16 protein-coding genes and 1 pseudogene are annotated in these 16,411 nt (G+C 72.8%); 10 read left to right on the top strand and 7 right to left on the bottom strand.

Going from position 1 to position 16,411, the window contains the following annotated elements:
* Complete coding sequence (locus ACH4NX_RS35565; protein WP_351393587.1) at positions 1 to 540, bottom strand: GNAT family N-acetyltransferase; 540 nt, start codon at positions 538 to 540, stop codon at positions 1 to 3.
* A 74-nt stretch (positions 541 to 614) separates the two neighbouring features.
* Here ACH4NX_RS35565 and ACH4NX_RS35560 point away from each other — a divergent pair, with 74 nt between their 5' ends.
* The gene (locus tag ACH4NX_RS35560; protein ID WP_279563084.1) at positions 615 to 1,007 is read left to right on the top strand and encodes a VOC family protein; all 393 of its coding nucleotides are present in this window, start codon (positions 615 to 617) and stop codon (positions 1,005 to 1,007) included.
* Positions 1,008 to 1,110: 103 nt separating this feature from the next.
* On the top strand, positions 1,111 to 1,875 hold the full coding sequence (locus tag ACH4NX_RS35555; protein WP_351393583.1) for a VOC family protein: 765 nt from the start codon (positions 1,111 to 1,113) through the stop codon (positions 1,873 to 1,875).
* A 225-nt stretch (positions 1,876 to 2,100) separates the two neighbouring features.
* Here ACH4NX_RS35555 and ACH4NX_RS35550 read toward each other — a convergent pair whose 3' ends face one another.
* Entirely contained in the window at positions 2,101 to 2,658 is a 558-nt protein-coding gene (locus ACH4NX_RS35550) for a MarR family transcriptional regulator (RefSeq protein WP_351393580.1), read from the bottom strand.
* Positions 2,655 to 4,343: an FUSC family protein gene (locus ACH4NX_RS35545; RefSeq protein ID WP_398130093.1), complete on the bottom strand. Its 1,689-nt coding sequence runs from the start codon at positions 4,341 to 4,343 to the stop codon at positions 2,655 to 2,657. The genes ACH4NX_RS35550 and ACH4NX_RS35545 overlap by 4 nt, the downstream gene beginning before the upstream one ends.
* A 189-nt stretch (positions 4,344 to 4,532) precedes the next feature.
* Here ACH4NX_RS35545 and ACH4NX_RS35540 point away from each other — a divergent pair, with 189 nt between their 5' ends.
* The 5 genes and pseudogenes from ACH4NX_RS35540 to ACH4NX_RS35520 all read left to right on the top strand — a co-directional run bounded on the left by ACH4NX_RS35540 (position 4,533) and on the right by ACH4NX_RS35520 (position 8,766).
* Positions 4,533 to 5,135, top strand: coding sequence for a DUF5134 domain-containing protein (locus ACH4NX_RS35540; RefSeq protein WP_398130092.1), 603 nt, complete (start codon positions 4,533 to 4,535; stop codon positions 5,133 to 5,135).
* 165 nt (positions 5,136 to 5,300) lie between these two features.
* Complete coding sequence (locus ACH4NX_RS35535; RefSeq protein ID WP_398130091.1) at positions 5,301 to 6,236, top strand: M56 family metallopeptidase; 936 nt, start codon at positions 5,301 to 5,303, stop codon at positions 6,234 to 6,236.
* Between the two features lie 76 nt (positions 6,237 to 6,312).
* Positions 6,313 to 6,984 carry a phosphatase PAP2 family protein gene (locus ACH4NX_RS35530; RefSeq protein WP_398130090.1) on the top strand — a complete coding sequence of 224 codons (672 nt, stop codon included), beginning with the start codon at positions 6,313 to 6,315 and terminating at the stop codon, positions 6,982 to 6,984.
* A 91-nt stretch (positions 6,985 to 7,075) separates the two neighbouring features.
* Positions 7,076 to 7,763: pseudogene (locus ACH4NX_RS35525) on the top strand (HAD family hydrolase); the annotation flags it as partial.
* A gap of 247 nt (positions 7,764 to 8,010) precedes the next feature.
* Positions 8,011 to 8,766, top strand: a complete 756-nt coding sequence (locus tag ACH4NX_RS35520; protein WP_398130089.1) for a TetR/AcrR family transcriptional regulator — start codon at positions 8,011 to 8,013, stop codon at positions 8,764 to 8,766.
* Here the strand turns inward: ACH4NX_RS35520 and ACH4NX_RS35515 are convergent.
* On the bottom strand, positions 8,754 to 10,256 hold the full coding sequence (locus ACH4NX_RS35515; protein WP_398130088.1) for an LVIVD repeat-containing protein: 1,503 nt from the start codon (positions 10,254 to 10,256) through the stop codon (positions 8,754 to 8,756). The genes ACH4NX_RS35520 and ACH4NX_RS35515 overlap by 13 nt on opposite strands.
* Positions 10,257 to 10,465: 209 nt before the next feature.
* Between ACH4NX_RS35515 and ACH4NX_RS35510 the strand changes: the two genes are divergently transcribed.
* Complete coding sequence (locus tag ACH4NX_RS35510; RefSeq protein WP_351393194.1) at positions 10,466 to 11,122, top strand: DUF305 domain-containing protein; 657 nt, start codon at positions 10,466 to 10,468, stop codon at positions 11,120 to 11,122.
* 18 nt (positions 11,123 to 11,140) lie between these two features.
* Here the strand turns inward: ACH4NX_RS35510 and ACH4NX_RS35505 are convergent, their stop codons facing one another.
* On the bottom strand, positions 11,141 to 11,596 hold the full coding sequence (locus ACH4NX_RS35505; RefSeq protein ID WP_351393191.1) for a DUF6214 family protein: 456 nt from the start codon (positions 11,594 to 11,596) through the stop codon (positions 11,141 to 11,143).
* A 318-nt stretch (positions 11,597 to 11,914) separates the two neighbouring features.
* On the opposite strand from ACH4NX_RS35505, the gene ACH4NX_RS35500 reads away from it, so the two are divergent.
* On the top strand, positions 11,915 to 13,261 hold the full coding sequence (locus tag ACH4NX_RS35500; protein WP_398130087.1) for an FAD-dependent oxidoreductase: 1,347 nt from the start codon (positions 11,915 to 11,917) through the stop codon (positions 13,259 to 13,261).
* Between the two features lie 33 nt (positions 13,262 to 13,294).
* Here ACH4NX_RS35500 and ACH4NX_RS35495 read toward each other — a convergent pair whose 3' ends face one another.
* Positions 13,295 to 13,654, bottom strand: coding sequence for a helix-turn-helix domain-containing protein (locus tag ACH4NX_RS35495; RefSeq protein ID WP_398130086.1), 360 nt, complete (start codon positions 13,652 to 13,654; stop codon positions 13,295 to 13,297).
* 183 nt (positions 13,655 to 13,837) lie between these two features.
* Here ACH4NX_RS35495 and ACH4NX_RS35490 point away from each other — a divergent pair, with 183 nt between their 5' ends.
* Positions 13,838 to 14,917, top strand: a complete 1,080-nt coding sequence (locus tag ACH4NX_RS35490) for an NADH:flavin oxidoreductase/NADH oxidase (protein ID WP_398130085.1) — start codon at positions 13,838 to 13,840, stop codon at positions 14,915 to 14,917.
* Between the two features lie 34 nt (positions 14,918 to 14,951).
* Here ACH4NX_RS35490 and ACH4NX_RS35485 read toward each other — a convergent pair whose 3' ends face one another.
* A complete protein-coding gene (locus tag ACH4NX_RS35485; protein ID WP_398130084.1) occupies positions 14,952 to 16,172 on the bottom strand; it encodes an RNA-guided endonuclease InsQ/TnpB family protein in 1,221 nt (406 codons plus the stop codon).
* Positions 16,173 to 16,411: the final 239 nt, after the last annotated feature.

The raw sequence follows: 16,411 nt of genomic DNA, 5'->3' as shown, positions 1-16,411 counted from the left end.
TCACACCAGCGGCTTGACCAGCAGCTCGAAGCGCAGGTCGTCCCGCTGCGGGATGCCGAAACGCTCGTCGCCGTACGGGAAGGGGGTCATCTCTCCCGTACGGCGGTAGCCGCGGCGTTCGTACCAGGCGATGAGGTCCTCGCGGACGGAGATCACGGTCATGTGCATCTCCGTCACGTCCCACGCCTCGCGGGCCTGCCGCTCCGCCTCCGCGATGATCGCCTTGCCCAGGCCCTCGCCCTGGAGCACCGGGCTGACGGCGAACATCCCGAAGTAGGCGTGCGCCCCGCGGTGCTCCAGCTGGCAGCAGGCCACGATGGCGCCGTCCCTCTCGACCGTCAGCAGGCGGCTTTCCGGTGCCTTGACGACCTCCAGTACGCCCTGCGGGTCCGTGCGCCGGCCCTGGAGGATGTCCGCCTCGGTGGTCCACCCGGCACGGCTGGATTCCCCTCGGTACGCGGACTCTATGAGCGCGACGATCTCGTCCACGTCCGCGTCGGTGGCGTCGCGGTAGGTGAGCGGGCTGGCGGTGGTGTCCATGGAAGGGGTCTCCGGTTGTCTCGGGCGCGGCGCGGGCACCGATGAGAGTAACGCTGCCAGTAGGCTCGGGGCGCATGGTGCATGTACTCAGCAGCCGGATCCTGCTCCGCCCCACCGACCCCGACCGCTCCCGAGCCTTCTACGGCGAGCGGCTCGGCCTCGCCGTCCACCGGGAGTTCGGCACCGGTCCCGAGCGGGGCACCGTCTACTTTCTCGGCGGTGGCTTCCTGGAGGTCTCCGGCCGGTCCGAGGAGCCCCTCTCCCCCGCGCTGAAGCTGTGGCTCCAGGTGGAGGACGCGACAGCGGCCCACGAGGAACTGCGAGCGAAGGGGGTCGAGATCGTCCGGCCTCCGGTCCAGGAGCCGTGGGGTCTGGTGGAGATGTGGATCGAGGACCCGGACGGCACGCGGATCGTGCTGGTGGAGGTGCCCGCGGACCATCCGCTGCGCTACCGCCCCGGCATCTGAGCCACCGGGGCGGTACGTGCCGGATGGCCGCGGCCCGGGCCCGGCCTTAGCGTGCTGGAGGGGGACGGACGGTCTCCGGCTCTGCGGAAGGACGCCCCACGCGATGAAGCTCCACGAACCGGTGCCCGGCGGGCCCTGCTGGGCCGAGCTGGGGACCAGCGATCTCGCGGTGGCCAAGCGGTTCTACACCAAGCTGTTCGGCTGGCGCCCCGAGACGGACTCCCGGCAGCAGGCGGGCGGCTACACGATCGCCCGCCTCGGCGACGCGGCGGTCGCCGCCCTGGCGCCGCTGTACCAGCAGGCCCAGCCGGTCGCGTGGAACGTGTCGTTCGCCGTGCGGGACGCGGACGCCGCCGTACGGCAGGTGACGGCGGCCGGCGGGGCCGTGCCGCAGGGGCCCACGGACGTGTTCGACTCGGGCCGGTTCGTGGTGGCCGCCGATCCGACCGGAGCGGTGTTCCAGCTGTGGCAGGGCCGCTCGTTCCCGGGAGCCGGACTGTTCAACGCCCCCGGCTCCCTGGGCTGGGTGGAGCTGCTGACCCGGGAGCCCGACCGGGCCGCCGACTTCTACACCACGGTGTTCGGCTGGACCGTCACCGCCTCGGACCGCTATCCGCAGTGGGGGATCGACGGGGCGGACTTCGGTGGCATGGTGACGATGGACGAGAAGTTCCCGCACGAGGTGCCGGCGCACTGGCTGCCGTACTTCGCGGTGGCGGACGTGGACACCGCCGCGGTCGACACGACCGACGGGGGCGGCACCGTACTCATGGAGCCCACCTCGCCTCCCGACGGACCACGTATCGCGGTGCTGCGGGACCCGCAGGGGGCGATGTTCGGGGTGTACCGGGCGGGTGACGAGCGCTGAGCCGGGGAAGGCCCCGCGCGGTACACACTGCCGCGCGGGGCCTGTGTCGCGCGACGCGCTGCCGCGCGGGGCCTGTGTCGCAGGACGGGTCTGCGCGTGAACGGGCTGGATCTCGCCGGCCGCCGCACGGTCCGCCGTTCGCCCGGTCCACGACGTGCTGTGGGCACTGGACCGCGCCGGGCCGTGGCCCCGACCACGCCGGACTGCCGTCGTGCCGCCGGGCCGTCAGACCCGCAGCGCGTCCAGGCGGCCCTCCAGCCGGCCCAGCAGCGCCCCGAGGAGCGCGGCCAGCTCTCCCTGCTCGGTGCCGTCGACACCGGACAGCACGGCGGACTCGTAGGCGAGCTGTTCCGGCAGGATGCCGTCGACGAGGTCGCGTCCGGCGTCCGTGAGGCGGACGTGGGCGACCCGGCGGTCGCGGGTGTCGCCGCGCCGCTCCACGAGCCCGCGCTCGGTGAGCTGCTTGAGGCGCTTGGTGACGGCGGCGCCGGAGGAGAAGGTCTCACGGGCCAGGTCGCCGGGGGTCAGCTCGTGTCCGGTGCGGCGCAGCGCCCCGAGCAGGTCGAACTCGGCGCGGCTGAGGCCGGCCCGGCGCAGCGGTGCGTCCTCGGCCTGCTGGAGGAGGGCGGCGCAGCGGTTGATGCGGCCGATGATCTCCATCGGGCCGGTGTCCAGGTCGGGGTGGACGGCCCGCCACTGCCGCACGACCGCGGCGACGGTGTCACCGCCCGGTCCGCGTCTCGCGTCACCCTCGGTCGCCGAGCCCCCGTCGGTTGCGCTCATGGCCGTACGTCCTCCGTTCTCGTACCCGTGTCCCGGTCCGGACGCGTTGCCCGGCGTCGCACCGTTGCGGCGAGCGTACGGTGTCCGGACTGCTCTGCGAGCACGACCCTCTCCTGGGGAAGGGCGCGACCCCACCATTCGCCGGCCGCCGCGTCCACGGTGGCCCGCAGGTCGGTCAGCGCGGCGGCCAGTCCCCGGCGGGCCGCCTCCAGGGCACCGGGGGCGGGGGCGGGCTCCGCGAGGAGCCGGGCGGCGCGTTCGCGGGCGCGGTCGGCCGCGGTCACCGCCTGTTCGACGCGGTTCCCGGCGCGCCGGTTGGTGACGGCGACGGCTGCCAGGAAGCCGACCAGGGCGCCGACGAGGGTGTCCACCACCCGCTCGGTGATCAGCTCGCCGGGTGCCTGGTAGCCGGCGAACTCGGTGATGAGCAGGGCCATCGGGGTCACACAGACGCTGCCGAGCCAGTAGTTGCGGGTGATGAGCGCCTCGGCGCCGAAGTTGAGGGCGAGGCAGAGCAGGACGAGGAGGGCCTGCCCGAGGTGGGCGAGCGGGGCGATGGCGGCGAACAGCAGCACCCCGGCGATGTTGCCCACGACGCGCTGGACGGCACGGCTCCAGGTCAGGGCCATGTTGGCCTGGTAGAGCGCGGCGGCGGTGACCAGCGCCCAGTAGGGGCGGCCGATGCCGAGGGCGAGGGAGGCGTAGCCGGCCAGGGCACAGCCGAGGGCGGTGCGGGCGGCGATCGGGGTCAGCGGGCCGAGCCGCTGCCACAGGGGTGCGGGGCGGGCGGCGAGTTCGGCGTCCACGCCGAGGAGTTCTTCGGCGGCCCCGGCAGTGGCTCCGGTGCGGGGGATCCGGCCGGTACCGCGCAGGGCCCGGGCCCAGCCGCGCAGCAGCTCCGGGTCGGTGTCGGCGGGCGCGGCGAGGGCGACCTCGGCGCGGACGACGAGGTGTTCCAGGGCGTGCCGGGTGGTGGCGCGGGTACCCGTCGCCGGGAGGGACAGCAGCGTCTGCCAGGCGGCCTGCACGGCGGCGTACCCGGCGGCGCGGGCGAGGATGTGGCCGTCGCCGGTGCCGCGGGTGTCGGCGTACGCGGCGGCGGCGTTCAGGGCCTGGGCGGTGGCGCGGCGTTCCGGACCGTGCGGGCGGACCAGGGCGGGGGCCATGCCGACGAGCCAGGCCCAGGCGCCCGCGGCGGCGGCCAGTGCCAGGTGTCCGGGAACCTGGCCGAGGGTCTGCGGGACGAAGAGGGCGGCGGAGCTGATGAAGGTCAGGACCACGTTGCCCGGCGGGCCGACGCGGGTGGCGTCGCAAAGGGCCTTCTGTACGGCGGCCAGCAGGGCGCCGACGGCGACGAGGACGACGGCGCTCTGTGTGAGCGAGGCGGTGACCAGGGCGACGGCGACGCCGCCGAGCATGCCGAGCACCACCCAGGCCAGGGTGCGGGCCCGGGCGGCGTAGGGGCGGTTGTGCGCGTAGAGCGCGCACAGGGATCCGGCCATCGTGTACATCGCCAGGTCGAGCCGGCCGAGCGACAGCAGGATCAGGTTGGGCGGGGCGACGGCGGCGACCGAACTCAGGGCGGGTTTGAACCAGATCTCGGAGGGGCGGCGCAGGCGCAGCACGCCCGCCAGGGACAGGCGTCGGCGGAGTGAGATGCCGGAGGTGGGGGTCGCACTGCTCATGAGCATAAGCTTAACGGGTGTTTTACCAGTAAAGGAATTCGTTCGGTGTGACATCACTCGCGCCGCCCACCAGCCACGATGCGCCGCGCTCCCCCGAATACCCCCCGTGTACACCCTTGCGCTCGCGTGCGCGCCGCACGGCCCGGGCAGTCCTTGACCGACCGTCGAGCGTCGAGCGGGGAGGCACCTGTGCACGGACCGGCGTCGTCCGGCTGGCTGCTGGTCGCGCTCTGCGCGGCGACCGGCGCCTACTGCCTGCTGCGGATGCGCAGCAGCGTCGAGGAGCAGCGCCGTGCCGCGGGCGGCGAGGCCCTCATGGGGTTCGCCATGGCCGCCATGGCCGTGCCCGCGGCGGTGTTCACCCCGCCCACGTGGGCCTGGCCCGTCTACGCGGTGGTGTTCGGCGCCGCGGGGCTGAGCGCCCTGTGGGCGGCCCGGTCCGGACGTCACCATCTGCACCACCTCGTCGGGAACGGGGCCATGGTCTACATGGCCGTGGTGATGGCCGGCCCACCCGCCCACGGGCACGGGCACGGCACCTCCGGGATTCCCGTGCTGACCGGGGCTCTGCTGCTCTACTTCACCGGATACGTGCTGCTGACCGGCGTACGCCTGATACCCGTGGTCGCCGTGGCGGGGGGCGGCCCGGCGACCGGCGGTGGACCGGCGACCCGAGGCGGTCGTGCGGTCGGAGGCGATCCTGCGGCCGGGTGGGGCGACCGGCCGGAGCTGGCGCGCGCCTGCCGGCTCTCCATGGGGATCGCGATGCTGGCCATGCTCGTGACCATGTGACATCCGGCAGCCGCCACGCGATGCGGGCCAGGCGACACCCGGCGACCGCACCGCACCGCACCGCACCGCACCGCATAAGCGGCATACCCCGTACTCAGCCGTTGCCTGCGTCACTTTGCGCGGTGGGCCGTACTGCCGGGAGCGCCACGCTCATAGGCTGCCCTCATGACTCTCCCCGCGGCACTGCTGCTGCTCGGTGCCCTGACCGCCGTGCTCGCCCCCAGGCTGCTCGCCCGGGCCGACTGGCCGGACCGGGAACCGGTGGTCGCCCTGTGGGTATGGCAGTGCGCGGTGGCGACCGTGCTCGTGTGCTGCACGCTGTCGATGACGTTCAGCGCGGCGGCGGCCTGGCACGCGGTGGGCGGGCCCGTCTTCGCGACGGCACCCGGCCCGGTGGTCGAGGCCTACACGCTCGGCACGTCCGGCCTCTGGGCGGACACGACCGCCGTCGCGCTGGCCTGCGGCGGCTTGTGGAGCGTCGCGATGCTCGCCCGGGAGATCGTGCGGGCCCGCGCCCGACGCCGGCGACGCCGGGCCGAACTCCTCCTGCGCGCCCCGGTGTTGCCCGGCGAGGTGCCCGGATCGGCGCCGCTCGTCGTCCTGGAGGGTGAGCGGCCCGACGCCTGGTGGCTGCCCGGCAATCCCCCGCAACTGGTCGTGACCACCGCCGCGTTGCGCCGCCTCAAGGGCCGGCAGCTCGACTCTGTGCTCGCCCACGAGAAGGGGCACGCGCGGGCGCGGCACGACTGGCTGCTGCACTGCTCGGCCGCGCTGGCGGACGGATTTCCGCAGGTTCCGGTGTTCGCCGCCTTCCGCGACGAGATGCACCGCCTGGTCGAACTCGCCGCCGACGACGTGGCCTCCCGCCGCTTCGGCCGACTGACGACCGCCCTGGCACTGGTCGAACTCAACGAGGACCGGGGCGTGTTCGGCCCCTGCCCGGCCACCCGGGCGCACGTCCCGCAGCGGGTGCACCGGCTGCTGACCCCGCCGAACCGGCTGACGGCGGCGCGGCGGCTGCGATTGACGGCGGCGGCCGCGCTGGTCCCGGTGGTGCCGGTACTGGTGGCTTTCGTGCCGGGGATACGGGCGCTGGGATAGTCCCTCGCCGCTCTTCCGCCCCCGGGGCCACCCCGTGAATTGGCCCCGGACCCCCCGGGTCGGCGAGTATCGCAGCATGCAGACGCCGCGCATCGACTCCCCACCCGGTCCACCGCAGCCCCGCACAGCCCTCCGCGTCACTTGGGTGCTGGTCGTGTGCTCCGCGCTGCTGCTCACCCTGGTCGCCATCGAGTGGCACCCGTTGATCAGCCTGGACGACGACATCGCCGGCACGACGCACCGCTGGGCGGTCGACGAGCCGGGCATCACGCACGCCATGCGGATCCTCACCGACTGGGTGTGGGACACGTGGACGATGCGACTGCTGTGCGCGGCAGTGGTGCTGTGGCTGTGGTTCCGGCACGGGGACCGGTGGACGGCCGTGTGGCTGGGGACGACCTGTCTGCTGGGCAGTCTGGCGCAGCAGGCTCTGAAAGCGGCGGTGAACCGCGCCCGCCCGGTCTGGCCCGACCCCGTGGACTCCGCGCACTACGCGGCCTTCCCCTCGGGCCACGCCATGACCGCCACGTTCGTGTGCGGCCTCCTGGTCTGGCTCCTCCACTACTACGGCGTCGCCCGCTCCCTGCGCCTGACCGCCCTGGCCGTGGCGGTGGTCTCCGTGGCCGGCGTCGGCGTGACGCGGGTGTGGCTCGGCGTGCACTGGGCCACGGACGTCGTCGGCGGCTGGCTCCAGGGCGCCGTGGTCGTGGCCCTGGCGGTGCTGGTCCACCGGCGCCGGCACCCGTGACGGCCCCGGTGGGCGCCACCGGTATGCCCACCGGCACCCGGGGCCGCCCGAACCGCGGGCTGCCGAACACCGTCTCGTAGGATCCGCCTTCATGTCCGGCGTGCTGTTCGGCTTCTCCGGGACCCTCTTCCGCGTCGAATCCACCGAGGCCTGGCTGCGCGCGGCGCTCGCCGGCGCCGGACTGACCCTGTCCGGTCCCGAGTCGGCCGAGACGGCTCGCGCGCTTCAGGCGGCGGGGGCACTGCCCGGCGGCGCGGACCCGCTGCGGATGCCGGAGGAACTGGCCGGCGTGTGGGAGGTCCGGGACGAGAGCTCCGCGGCACACCGGGCCGCGTACACCGGCCTCTCCCGGCAGGTGCCGCTGCCGGACCCCGGGTCGCACGACGTGCTTGCTGTACGACCGGCACATGACGCCGGGCGCGTGGACCCCCTGCCCCGACGCGGCCGAGGTGCTGAGCGCCCTGCGCGGGCACGGCGTCGCCGTGGGCGTGGTCAGCAGCATCGGCCGGGACCCGCGTCCGGTCTTCCGTGCGCACGGTCTCGACCGGTACGTGGACACGTACGTCCTGTCGTACGAGCACGGCATGCGCAAACCCGACCCGTGGCTGTTCGGGACCGCTTGCGCGGCACTCGGGAGCGAGCCGGGGCAGACGCTGATGGTCGGGGACGACCGGCGGGCCGACGGTGGTGCGGCGGCGCTCGGGTGCGGGGTGCGCTTCGTGGACCACCTGCCGGTGGCCGAGCGTCCAGCCGGGCTGCGGCCGGTGCTGGACCTGGTGTGCCGACCGGAGGCCGACGTCGCACCCACTGCCCGCGGGAACCGGGAACCGGGAACACAGTCACCGAAGACACACGCTCCGGGGCAACCAGCTGAACGTTTCCCGGGGCAACCATCCGGACGTCCGTCCGCCTCGGACGATCCCCCGTGTCGCCCGAGGCAGACGGTAGCCGGACCGGGCCCGTCGAGGGCCCGTCCGCCTGCGCCGAGTATAGTTGGCTGTCAGCCAGTCAACGCAGGAGTACAGGATGTCCCCGCGTAGCGCCTCGGTCAATGAAGAGTTGCGGCGGCGTTCGAAGGAGCGGCTCCTGCGGGCCGCGCTGGAGCTCGTCGGCGAGCGCGGGTACGACGCGACCACGCTGGGCGACATCGCCGACCGGGCGGGCTCGGCGCGCGGTCTGGTCTCGTACTACTTCCCCGGCAAGCGACAGCTGGTGCAGTCCGCCGTGCACCGGCTGATGCACCGCACGCTGGAGGAGGCGCTGGAGCGCCCCCCGCGCAGCGCCGAGGGGCCGGAGCGGATGGCGCGGGCCATCGACGCGATCCTGGGTCTGGCCCGCGACCGGCCGGTGCTCATGCGCCAGCACATGGCGGGCCTGCTCCAGGCCGAGGTGGGTTTCGTGCCGTGCCCGGAGCAGCGGCGGCTGGCGGAGTTGCTGCGGGACACCGTGGCCCGGCACGGCTCACGGGACGTCGACCGCGACTACCCGATGCTGCGCGCGCTGCTGATGGGCGCCGTGTTCGCCGCCCTGGTGCCGGGGGTGCCGATGCCCGTGCCGGTGCTGCGCGCCGAGTTGTTCGAGCGCTATCGGCTGGAGTGGGAGCTGGGTGCCCCGCCGGACGCCGAGGCGCCCGACGGGACGGCGTGCGACACGGACCTGTCGCGGTTCTTCACGACCGGCGGGCCGGCCCGGCCGGGTCCGGCCGGACCGGCCCGTGAGTCCGATCAGCCCGATCAGCCCGGTCGGACCGACCGGACCGCCCGGACCGCTCAGTCGAAGTAGTCCGGCTGCGTCTGCGTGTTGAGCTCCCGCAGGTGGACCCTCTTGGCCGGGTCGGTGCGCCGGTCGCTGAGCTTGAGGACGTCGAAGCCCTTGGCGATGTCGTTCGAGTAGATGTAGCCGTTGTAGTAGTACGCGGACCAGGAACCGCCGGTGGTGACGTTGTCCGTGGTCAGCGGGCCACGCTCGAAGTAGGCGATCTCCTTCGGGCGCTTGGAGTCGGTGAACTCCCAGACGGAGACGCCGCCCTGGTACCAGGCCTGGACCATGATGTCGCGGCCCTTGACCGGGATCAGCGAGCCGTTGTGGGCCACGCAGTTCTCGGTGTCCGCCTGGTGTCGGGGGATCTTGAAGTAGCTGCGGAAGACCAGCTCGCGGTGGTCGCCCCTGCCGACGATGTCGTAGATGCCGTCGGCGCCGCGGTTCGGGCCGATCTCCGCGTTGCAGGTGGCGGCGCCGCCGCCGCCCAGCTCGTCGGTGAAGACGACCTTGTTCGCCTTCTGGTTGAAGGTCGCCGAGTGCCAGAAGGCGAAGTTGACGTTGTCCTGGACCCGGTCGATGACCTTCGGGCGCTCGGGGTCCTCGATGGAGAACAGGATGCCGTCGCCCATGCAGGCGCCCGCCGCCAGGTCCTTCGAGGGCAGGACGGTGATGTCGTGGCAGCCGGTGGTCTTGGAGACACCCGGGTTGGTGGGCCCGCCCGGGTTGCCGCCGCCGTCGGGGCCCTCACCGGGGAACAGCACCGGGAAGTCCACCACGGCCGCCCGCTCGGGAGCCTTGCGCGGCACCTTGATGACGGAGATGCCGTCGTGCGGCGGCCGGCAGTCGGGGTAGGCGGCGTTCGGCGAGTACGAGGAGACGTAGACGTAGACGTTCCTGCGCTCGGGCACCAGCGTGTGGGTGTGCGAGCCGCAGGCGGTCTCGACGGCGGCGACGTACTTCGGGTTCCGCTTGTCGCTGATGTCGAAGACCTTCATGCCCTCCCAGGAGGACTTCTCGGTCGCGGGCTGCGTGGTGCTGTCGCAACTGCTGTCGCTGCGCGAGGAGTCGGTCGACAGGAACAGCAGGTCGCCGGAGACGGAGATGTCGTTCTGCGAGCCGGGACACAGCACCTGGGCCACGGTCTTCGGCTTCTTCGGGTTCTTGATGTCGAAGATGCGGAAGCCGTCGTAGTTGCCGGCGAAGGCGTACCGGCCCTGGAAGGCCAGGTCCGAATTGGTGCCCGACAGCGCGTCCTTGGGGATGTTGGCCAGGTGCTCGATGTTGTCCGAGTGGACTATCTCGTCCTGGCCGGGTATCTCGCCGCTCTCGATGGCGTCGCGCACCTCGGCGCGCGCGCTCTTGGACACCTCCTTCGACGCGTCCGGGCTGTCCCCGGGGTCGGGGGTCGCCACGGCCGGGCCGGCGGTGAGCAGCGCGGACAGGAGCCCGGCGGCGGCAGCCGCGACTCCCAGGCGTCTGCGCCGCGTTCGCGGGTCGTTGAACAGGGTCACTGTTTCCTCCCTACGTCCGTTCCCGTCGGAACGGTTCACGCACCTCCGCAGTATCGTCTTGACCATGCACATATCAACAGGGGGCAACAAACACGCAATGAAGTTTTTCGATCACTGACGCGCGGAAGCGTGCTAGGACGGTCACCACGCCCACAAGGTGGTGCGCACCCCTCCCCCCTCGGGGGCACCCCCAGCCACAGGAGGTCGTTGTGTCCCTTCGCCCCGCGCTGTCCCGTGCCTCGCTCGTCGCGGCCTCACTGACCGCACTGGCCGTGCTCGCGCTCGGGGCCTGCGACTCCGGTTCGGACACCGGGTCGGCGGCCGCGGCCGGGCCCTCGGTGATCGCTCCGGGCAAACCGGGCGAGGGCAACCGGACACTTTCCGCCAAGGACGCCGAGGAGCAGCGCGCCGACGACGACTCCCCCAACTCGGCGGACGTCTCCTACGCGCGGATGATGATCCAGCACCACGCACAGGCGCTGGAGATGACCGGCCTCGTCCCGGAGCACGCCGAGTCCGGCCAGGTCAAAGCACTCGCCGAACGGATCAACGCCGCCCAGGGCCCGGAGATCACGGCGATGAGGGGCTGGCTGAAGAACCACGACGAGAAGGAGAAGGGCGGCGGCCACGACCACGCCGCGATGCCGGGAATGGCGACCGAGGCCCAGTTGGAGAAGTTGCGCGCGGCACGGGGCAAGGCCTTCGACCAGCTCTTCCTCACGCTGATGATCACCCACCACGAGGGCGCGATCACCATGGCCACGGATGTGAAGGCGCAGGGCAACAACGTGCAGGTCGAGGAGATGGCCGACGACGTGGTCGCCCAGCAGACGAGCGAGATCTCGCGGATGCGCAAGATGCTGTGACGGCCCGCCGGAAGGGCTTCAGCGCCGTGCGCGACGCGGGGCCAGAAAGCCGTCGTCGCGCGCCTGGCCGATCAGCCTGAGCGACTTCCGCCGACCGTGCCCGGTCGCGCGCATCACCGCGAGAACCGGGTCGCCGCCCTCCTCCCGGGCCGCCCGGTACTCCCGCGCGACCAGCCGGCGCCCTTCTCTGCCGCCCGGCCACGCGGGGCGCGCGCGCCGCGTTGCGGCCGGTACGGCACGGTCGGAGGCCGGCACGCAGGCCTCGAAAAGCGGATTCTCCAGCCACTCGGCGAGTACGGCCAGGTCGTCGAGGGACAGCGGCGGTTCGGCGCGTACGTCCTCCACCCGCACGTCCTGACCGGACAGCACGGCGAGCGCGTCCACCCGGGCGCCGTCGGTGAACGTCAGCCGCACGTCGAACCACGAGGTGGTGGTGCCGCCCTCGCTCACCACCCAGGTGTGCCGCACGGACATCTCACCGTCGTCCGGACAGCGGTCGGAAAGCTGAAGAGAACGATCAACGAAGAATGCTTCGAGCACACACCATACGTAACCGCATGATCACATTCCATAAGAACAGAACACGCGCAAACACGCACCGTTCGGCGGGCGCAGCACCCTGTCAGCGGAGCCCAAGCGGTGGGATGCTGGAGACGTCAGTACCCCCTCCGACTTTCCGGACCGTCCGACTCCCGCGCCGTCCGGCTCCCGTGCCGCCCCGGCCCTCGTGCCGTCCGGCTCCCGCGCCGTCCGGCTCCCGGACCCTCCGGCTCCCGGACAAGGAGTTGTGCCGTGCTGCGTGTCGCCGTCGTCGGCTCGGGACCGAGCGGGTGCTACACCGCCCAGAGCCTCGTCCAGCTCGACCGTGAAGTGCTCGTGGACGTCCTGGACCGTCTGCCGTGCCCGTACGGACTGGTGAGATACGGCGTGGCGCCGGACCACGAGAAGATCAAGTCGCTCCAGAACACCCTGCGCACGGTCCTGGAGGACGAGCGGGTGCGGTTCCTCGGCGGCGTCCCGATCGGCCCTGGGGGCGTGCCCTCCGCCCGGCTGCGGGAGCTGTACCACGCGGTGGTGTACTGCGTGGGCGCCGCCACCGACCGGCGGCTGGGCGTCCCCGGCGAGGATCTGCCGGGCAGCTGGTCGGCCACCGAGTTCGTGTCCTGGTACAGCGCCCATCCGGACGCCGTGGACGACGGCTTCCTGCGCGGGGCGCGGTCGGCGGTCGTGATCGGGGTGGGCAACGTCGCCGTGGACGTGGCACGGATGCTGGTCCGCGGCGTGGCCGAGCTGAGCGGAACCGACATGCCGCAGGCCGCGCTCGACACACTCGCCGCCGGCCGGGTGGCCGACGTGCACATGGTGGGCAGGCGGGGTCCTTCGCAGGCCCGCTTCACCACCAAGGAGCTGCGCGAGCTGGGCTCCCTGCCGGACACGGCGGTCCTGGTGGACCCCGCGGAGCTGGCACTGGATCCGGCGTACGGGGATCCCTCCGGGCTGCCCGGTGCGCAGCGCCGCAACGTGGAGGTGCTGCGCGGCTGGGCCGAGCGGCCCGCGCCGGACACCACCCGCCGGATCCGGCCGCGCTTCTTCCTGCGCCCGGTGGAACTGACGGCGGACGACGACGGCCACGTGGGCACCGTGCGCTTCGAACGGACGGTGCCGGACGGGCGCGGCGGCGTGACGGGCACCGGACGGTACACGGAGATCGGGGCCCAGCTGGTGCTGCGGTCGGTGGGCTACCGCGGGGTGCCGCTGGAGGGGCTGCCGTTCGACGCCGCGAGCGGGACGGTGCCGCACCGGGCGGGGCGCGTCCTGCGCGCGGGCGCCGTCGCCCCCGGCGAGTACGTGGCCGGCTGGATCAAGCGGGGCCCCACCGGCGTCATCGGCACCAACCGCCCGTGCGCCAAGGAGACGGTGACGTCCCTGCTGGCGGACGCCGCCTCGCTCCTACGCCGGGACCTCCCCGCGGACCCCCTCCGCCTCCTGCGTGCCGAAGGCGCCGAGCCGGTCGAGTGGGCCGGGTGGCGGGCCATCGAGCGGGCCGAGGCGGAACTCGGCGCCGCACTGGGACGGCGCGTGGTGAAGCTGCCCGACTGGGAGGCGCTGCTGACGGCGGCACGGGCGGCGACTGCCTGAGCACGCCGGCCGGTACGCCCGCCCCGCTCGCCGTCAGCCGGTACCGAGGCGGGAGGCCTGACGGGCCGCGGCGGCCAGAAGGGCGTCGAGCAGGCCCGGGAAGAGGGCGTCCAGGTCGCCCCTGCGCAGACCGTTCAGCTTGGCCGTGCCCCGATAGGTCTGCCGGATCACCCCGCTCTCCCGCAGTACCCGGAAGTGGTGCGTGGTGGTGGACTTGGTGACCGGCAGGTCGAAGTACGAGCAGGAGAAGAGCTCGTCGCTGTCGGCGGCGAGATCCCGCACGATCCGCAGCCGCACCGGGTCCGAGAGCGCGTGCAGCACCTCCTCCATCCGGATCTCCTCGCGCGCCGGGTGCGGCAGGTCGCGGGTGCCGGCGGCAGCGACGGGGGTCACGGCGGCTCCAGTTCGTCGGGGAAGGCCCACCGTTCAGGATCGGGAGGGGCCTTGGCCGGGCGTTCAGCGGGTCTTCATTGTACGAGGGCATTGTACGAAAGGCATCGTAGTTTGACACCCGCCGTACTACGAGAGCTATCGTACGAGCCGTCCCGTCCTGCCGCGACCAAGGGAGCAGCCCTCATGACCGCCCTCTTCCAGCCCCTGCGACTGCGCGACACCACGATCCCGAACCGGGTCTGGATGCCGCCGATGTGCCAGTACTCCGCCGCACCACAGGGCCCGTCGGCGGGCGTTCCCGGCGACTGGCACTTCGCGCACTACGGCGCACGCGCAACGGGCGGCACCGGCCTGATCGTCGTCGAGGCCACCGGCGTGTCACCGGAGGGCCGCATCTCCCCGCAGGACCTCGGCCTGTGGAACGACGCCCAGGTCGATGCGTTCCGCCGGATCACGGACTTCCTGCGGTCCCAGGGCACGGTCCCGGCGATCCAGCTGGCCCACGCCGGCCGCAAGGCGTCGACCGCGCAGCCCTGGAAGGGCGGGGCGCCCGTGGGCCCGGACGCGTACGGCTGGCAGCCGCTGGCCCCGAGCGGTCTGGCGTTCGACGAGCGGCATCCGGTGCCGACCGAGCTGACGGTCGCGCGGATCCAGGAGGTGGTCGGCCAGTTCGCGGACGCCGCGCGCCGGGCCCTCGCCGCCGGTTTCGAGATCGTCGAGATCCACGGTGCCCACGGCTACCTGATCCACGAGTTCCTCTCGCCGCACTCGAACCACCGCACCGACGCCTACGGCGGCTCGTACGAGAACCGCACCCGGTTCGCGCTGGAGGTCGTCGACGCCGTACGGGAGGTGTGGCCCGACGAGAAGCCGCTGTTCTTCCGCGTCTCCGCCACCGACTGGCTGGAGGAGGGCGGCTGGACGGCCGACGACACCGTCCGCTTCGCCCGCGACCTCCAGGCCCACGGCATCGACCTCCTCGACGTCTCCACCGGCGGCAACGTCGCGCGCGTCCGGATCCCGACCGGCCCCGGCTACCAGGTCCCGTTCGCCGCGCGCGTGAAGGCGGAGACCACCCTTCCGGTCGCCGCCGTCGGCCTGATCACCGAGGCCGGGCAGGCCGAGAAGATCCTGGCCAACGGCGAGGCCGACGCGGTACTGCTGGGCCGGGAGCTGCTGCGCGACCCGTCCTGGGCCCAGCACGCGGCGCGGGAGCTGGGCGAGGACGTCCGGATGCCGGACCAGTACGGCTGGGGCATTTGAATCCTCCCCTCCCTGGTGGGAGGGGATTCCTGGCTCAGGCCGCCTCCTGGAGCAGCGCTCCAGGAGGTCTTCCGCCCTCGACGCCAGCCGGGTTGAGACCAGCCCGGACGAGCATGACGCGTGCGGAGTTCTTGTCCCGTGGGGACGTGGTTCCGCAGGCGGTGCAGGTGTAGGTGCGTTCACCCAGCGGCAGGGCGTGCTTGGCTCTCGCTCCGCACTGCGCGCAGTCCATCGTGGTGTACGCCGGGTGGACGAGGCGGATGTCCCGCCCGTGTTTGCGGCCCATCTCGGTCAGGGCGGCCTTGGTGGCGCCGATGGCGGCGTCAGCGGCCTTGCGGGCCATGGTCGACTTGGCCAGGAACTTGGGGCGGAAGTCCTCGACCGCGATGACGTCGTGGTCACGGACCACCTTCTTGGCCCACTTGCGGCCGGTGTCCGCACGCTGCCTCGCGACCTTCTTGTGGGCCTTCGCCCGCAGTCTCCGCGCCGTCCGGTAGCCCTTCGATGCGGGCTTGCCCTTCTTGGGTCTGCGGCGGGCCGTCATCCGGTCGTAGCGGGCCAGCCTCACCCGGGCCTTCCCGCCGTGGCCGGGGTGCGGCAGGTCATGCGCGTCGGACGTGGTCGTCGCCGTCTCCCGCACCCCCCAGTCGACACCGAGGACCCGGCCGGTCTCCGGCAGCGGCTGGAGCTGAGCGGGGACGACGAACGAGCAGTACCAGTGCCCGAGACTGTCCTGGTACACGCGCACCGAGGACGGCTCACCCGGCAACTCCCGCGACCACACCACCGACAGGACGATGCCGCCCGCCAGGTACAGCCGGCCATCCTGCAACCGGAACCCGCGCTTCGTGTAGTTCAGGGTCGGCAGCGCCTCACGCCTGGTCTTCCACGTCGGCATCCCCGCCCGGCGCGCCATGGGCAGACGCTCGGTGATGTCCTTGTGTGCCTTGGTGCGGGAGCGGCCGAAGTCACGGATGACCTGCTGCTGGGGAACCGACGAGCCCTCCCGCAGCCACGGCGTACGGGCACGGGCCCCGGTCAGCATCCGGTCCAGCTGGGCCGGGCCGCACGTGGCCTTCTCACCGGTCGCCCTGTTGTGCAGGTGCACGGCCCTGGACCTGGCGACGCACTCGTTCCACACCCAGCGGCACCGGCCCCACTCCGCCCCCAGCGCGGTGCGGGCAGCGGACGACACCCGCAACCGGTACATGTACCGGACATGCCCGGCCCCCACGCCCGCCCCCACACGCGCCATCCCGCCCCCCTTCACAACCCCGGCAAGGACACCGTGCCGTCCCGAACCCCGCAAAAGACCATACGTACGACAGCCGCACAGACACCCGCCAAACCAGCAACCACCACCCCGACCAGCGACCACAGGAACGCACGTTCACATCTCGGCAGCGGTACGGGCGCTCCGCTCCCTGAGCCCGGGTACGCCGACGCTTCACGTCGCGACACCCGGATGCGATTCCTCCCCGGCGTGAACGCCGA

The sequence above is a fragment of the Streptomyces sp. NPDC017225 genome, from assembly GCF_044331465.1.
Classification (GTDB): domain Bacteria; phylum Actinomycetota; class Actinomycetes; order Streptomycetales; family Streptomycetaceae; genus Streptomyces.
Note: the sequence above shows the minus strand (reverse complement) of the source record. Positions and strands in the feature narration are given on the sequence as shown.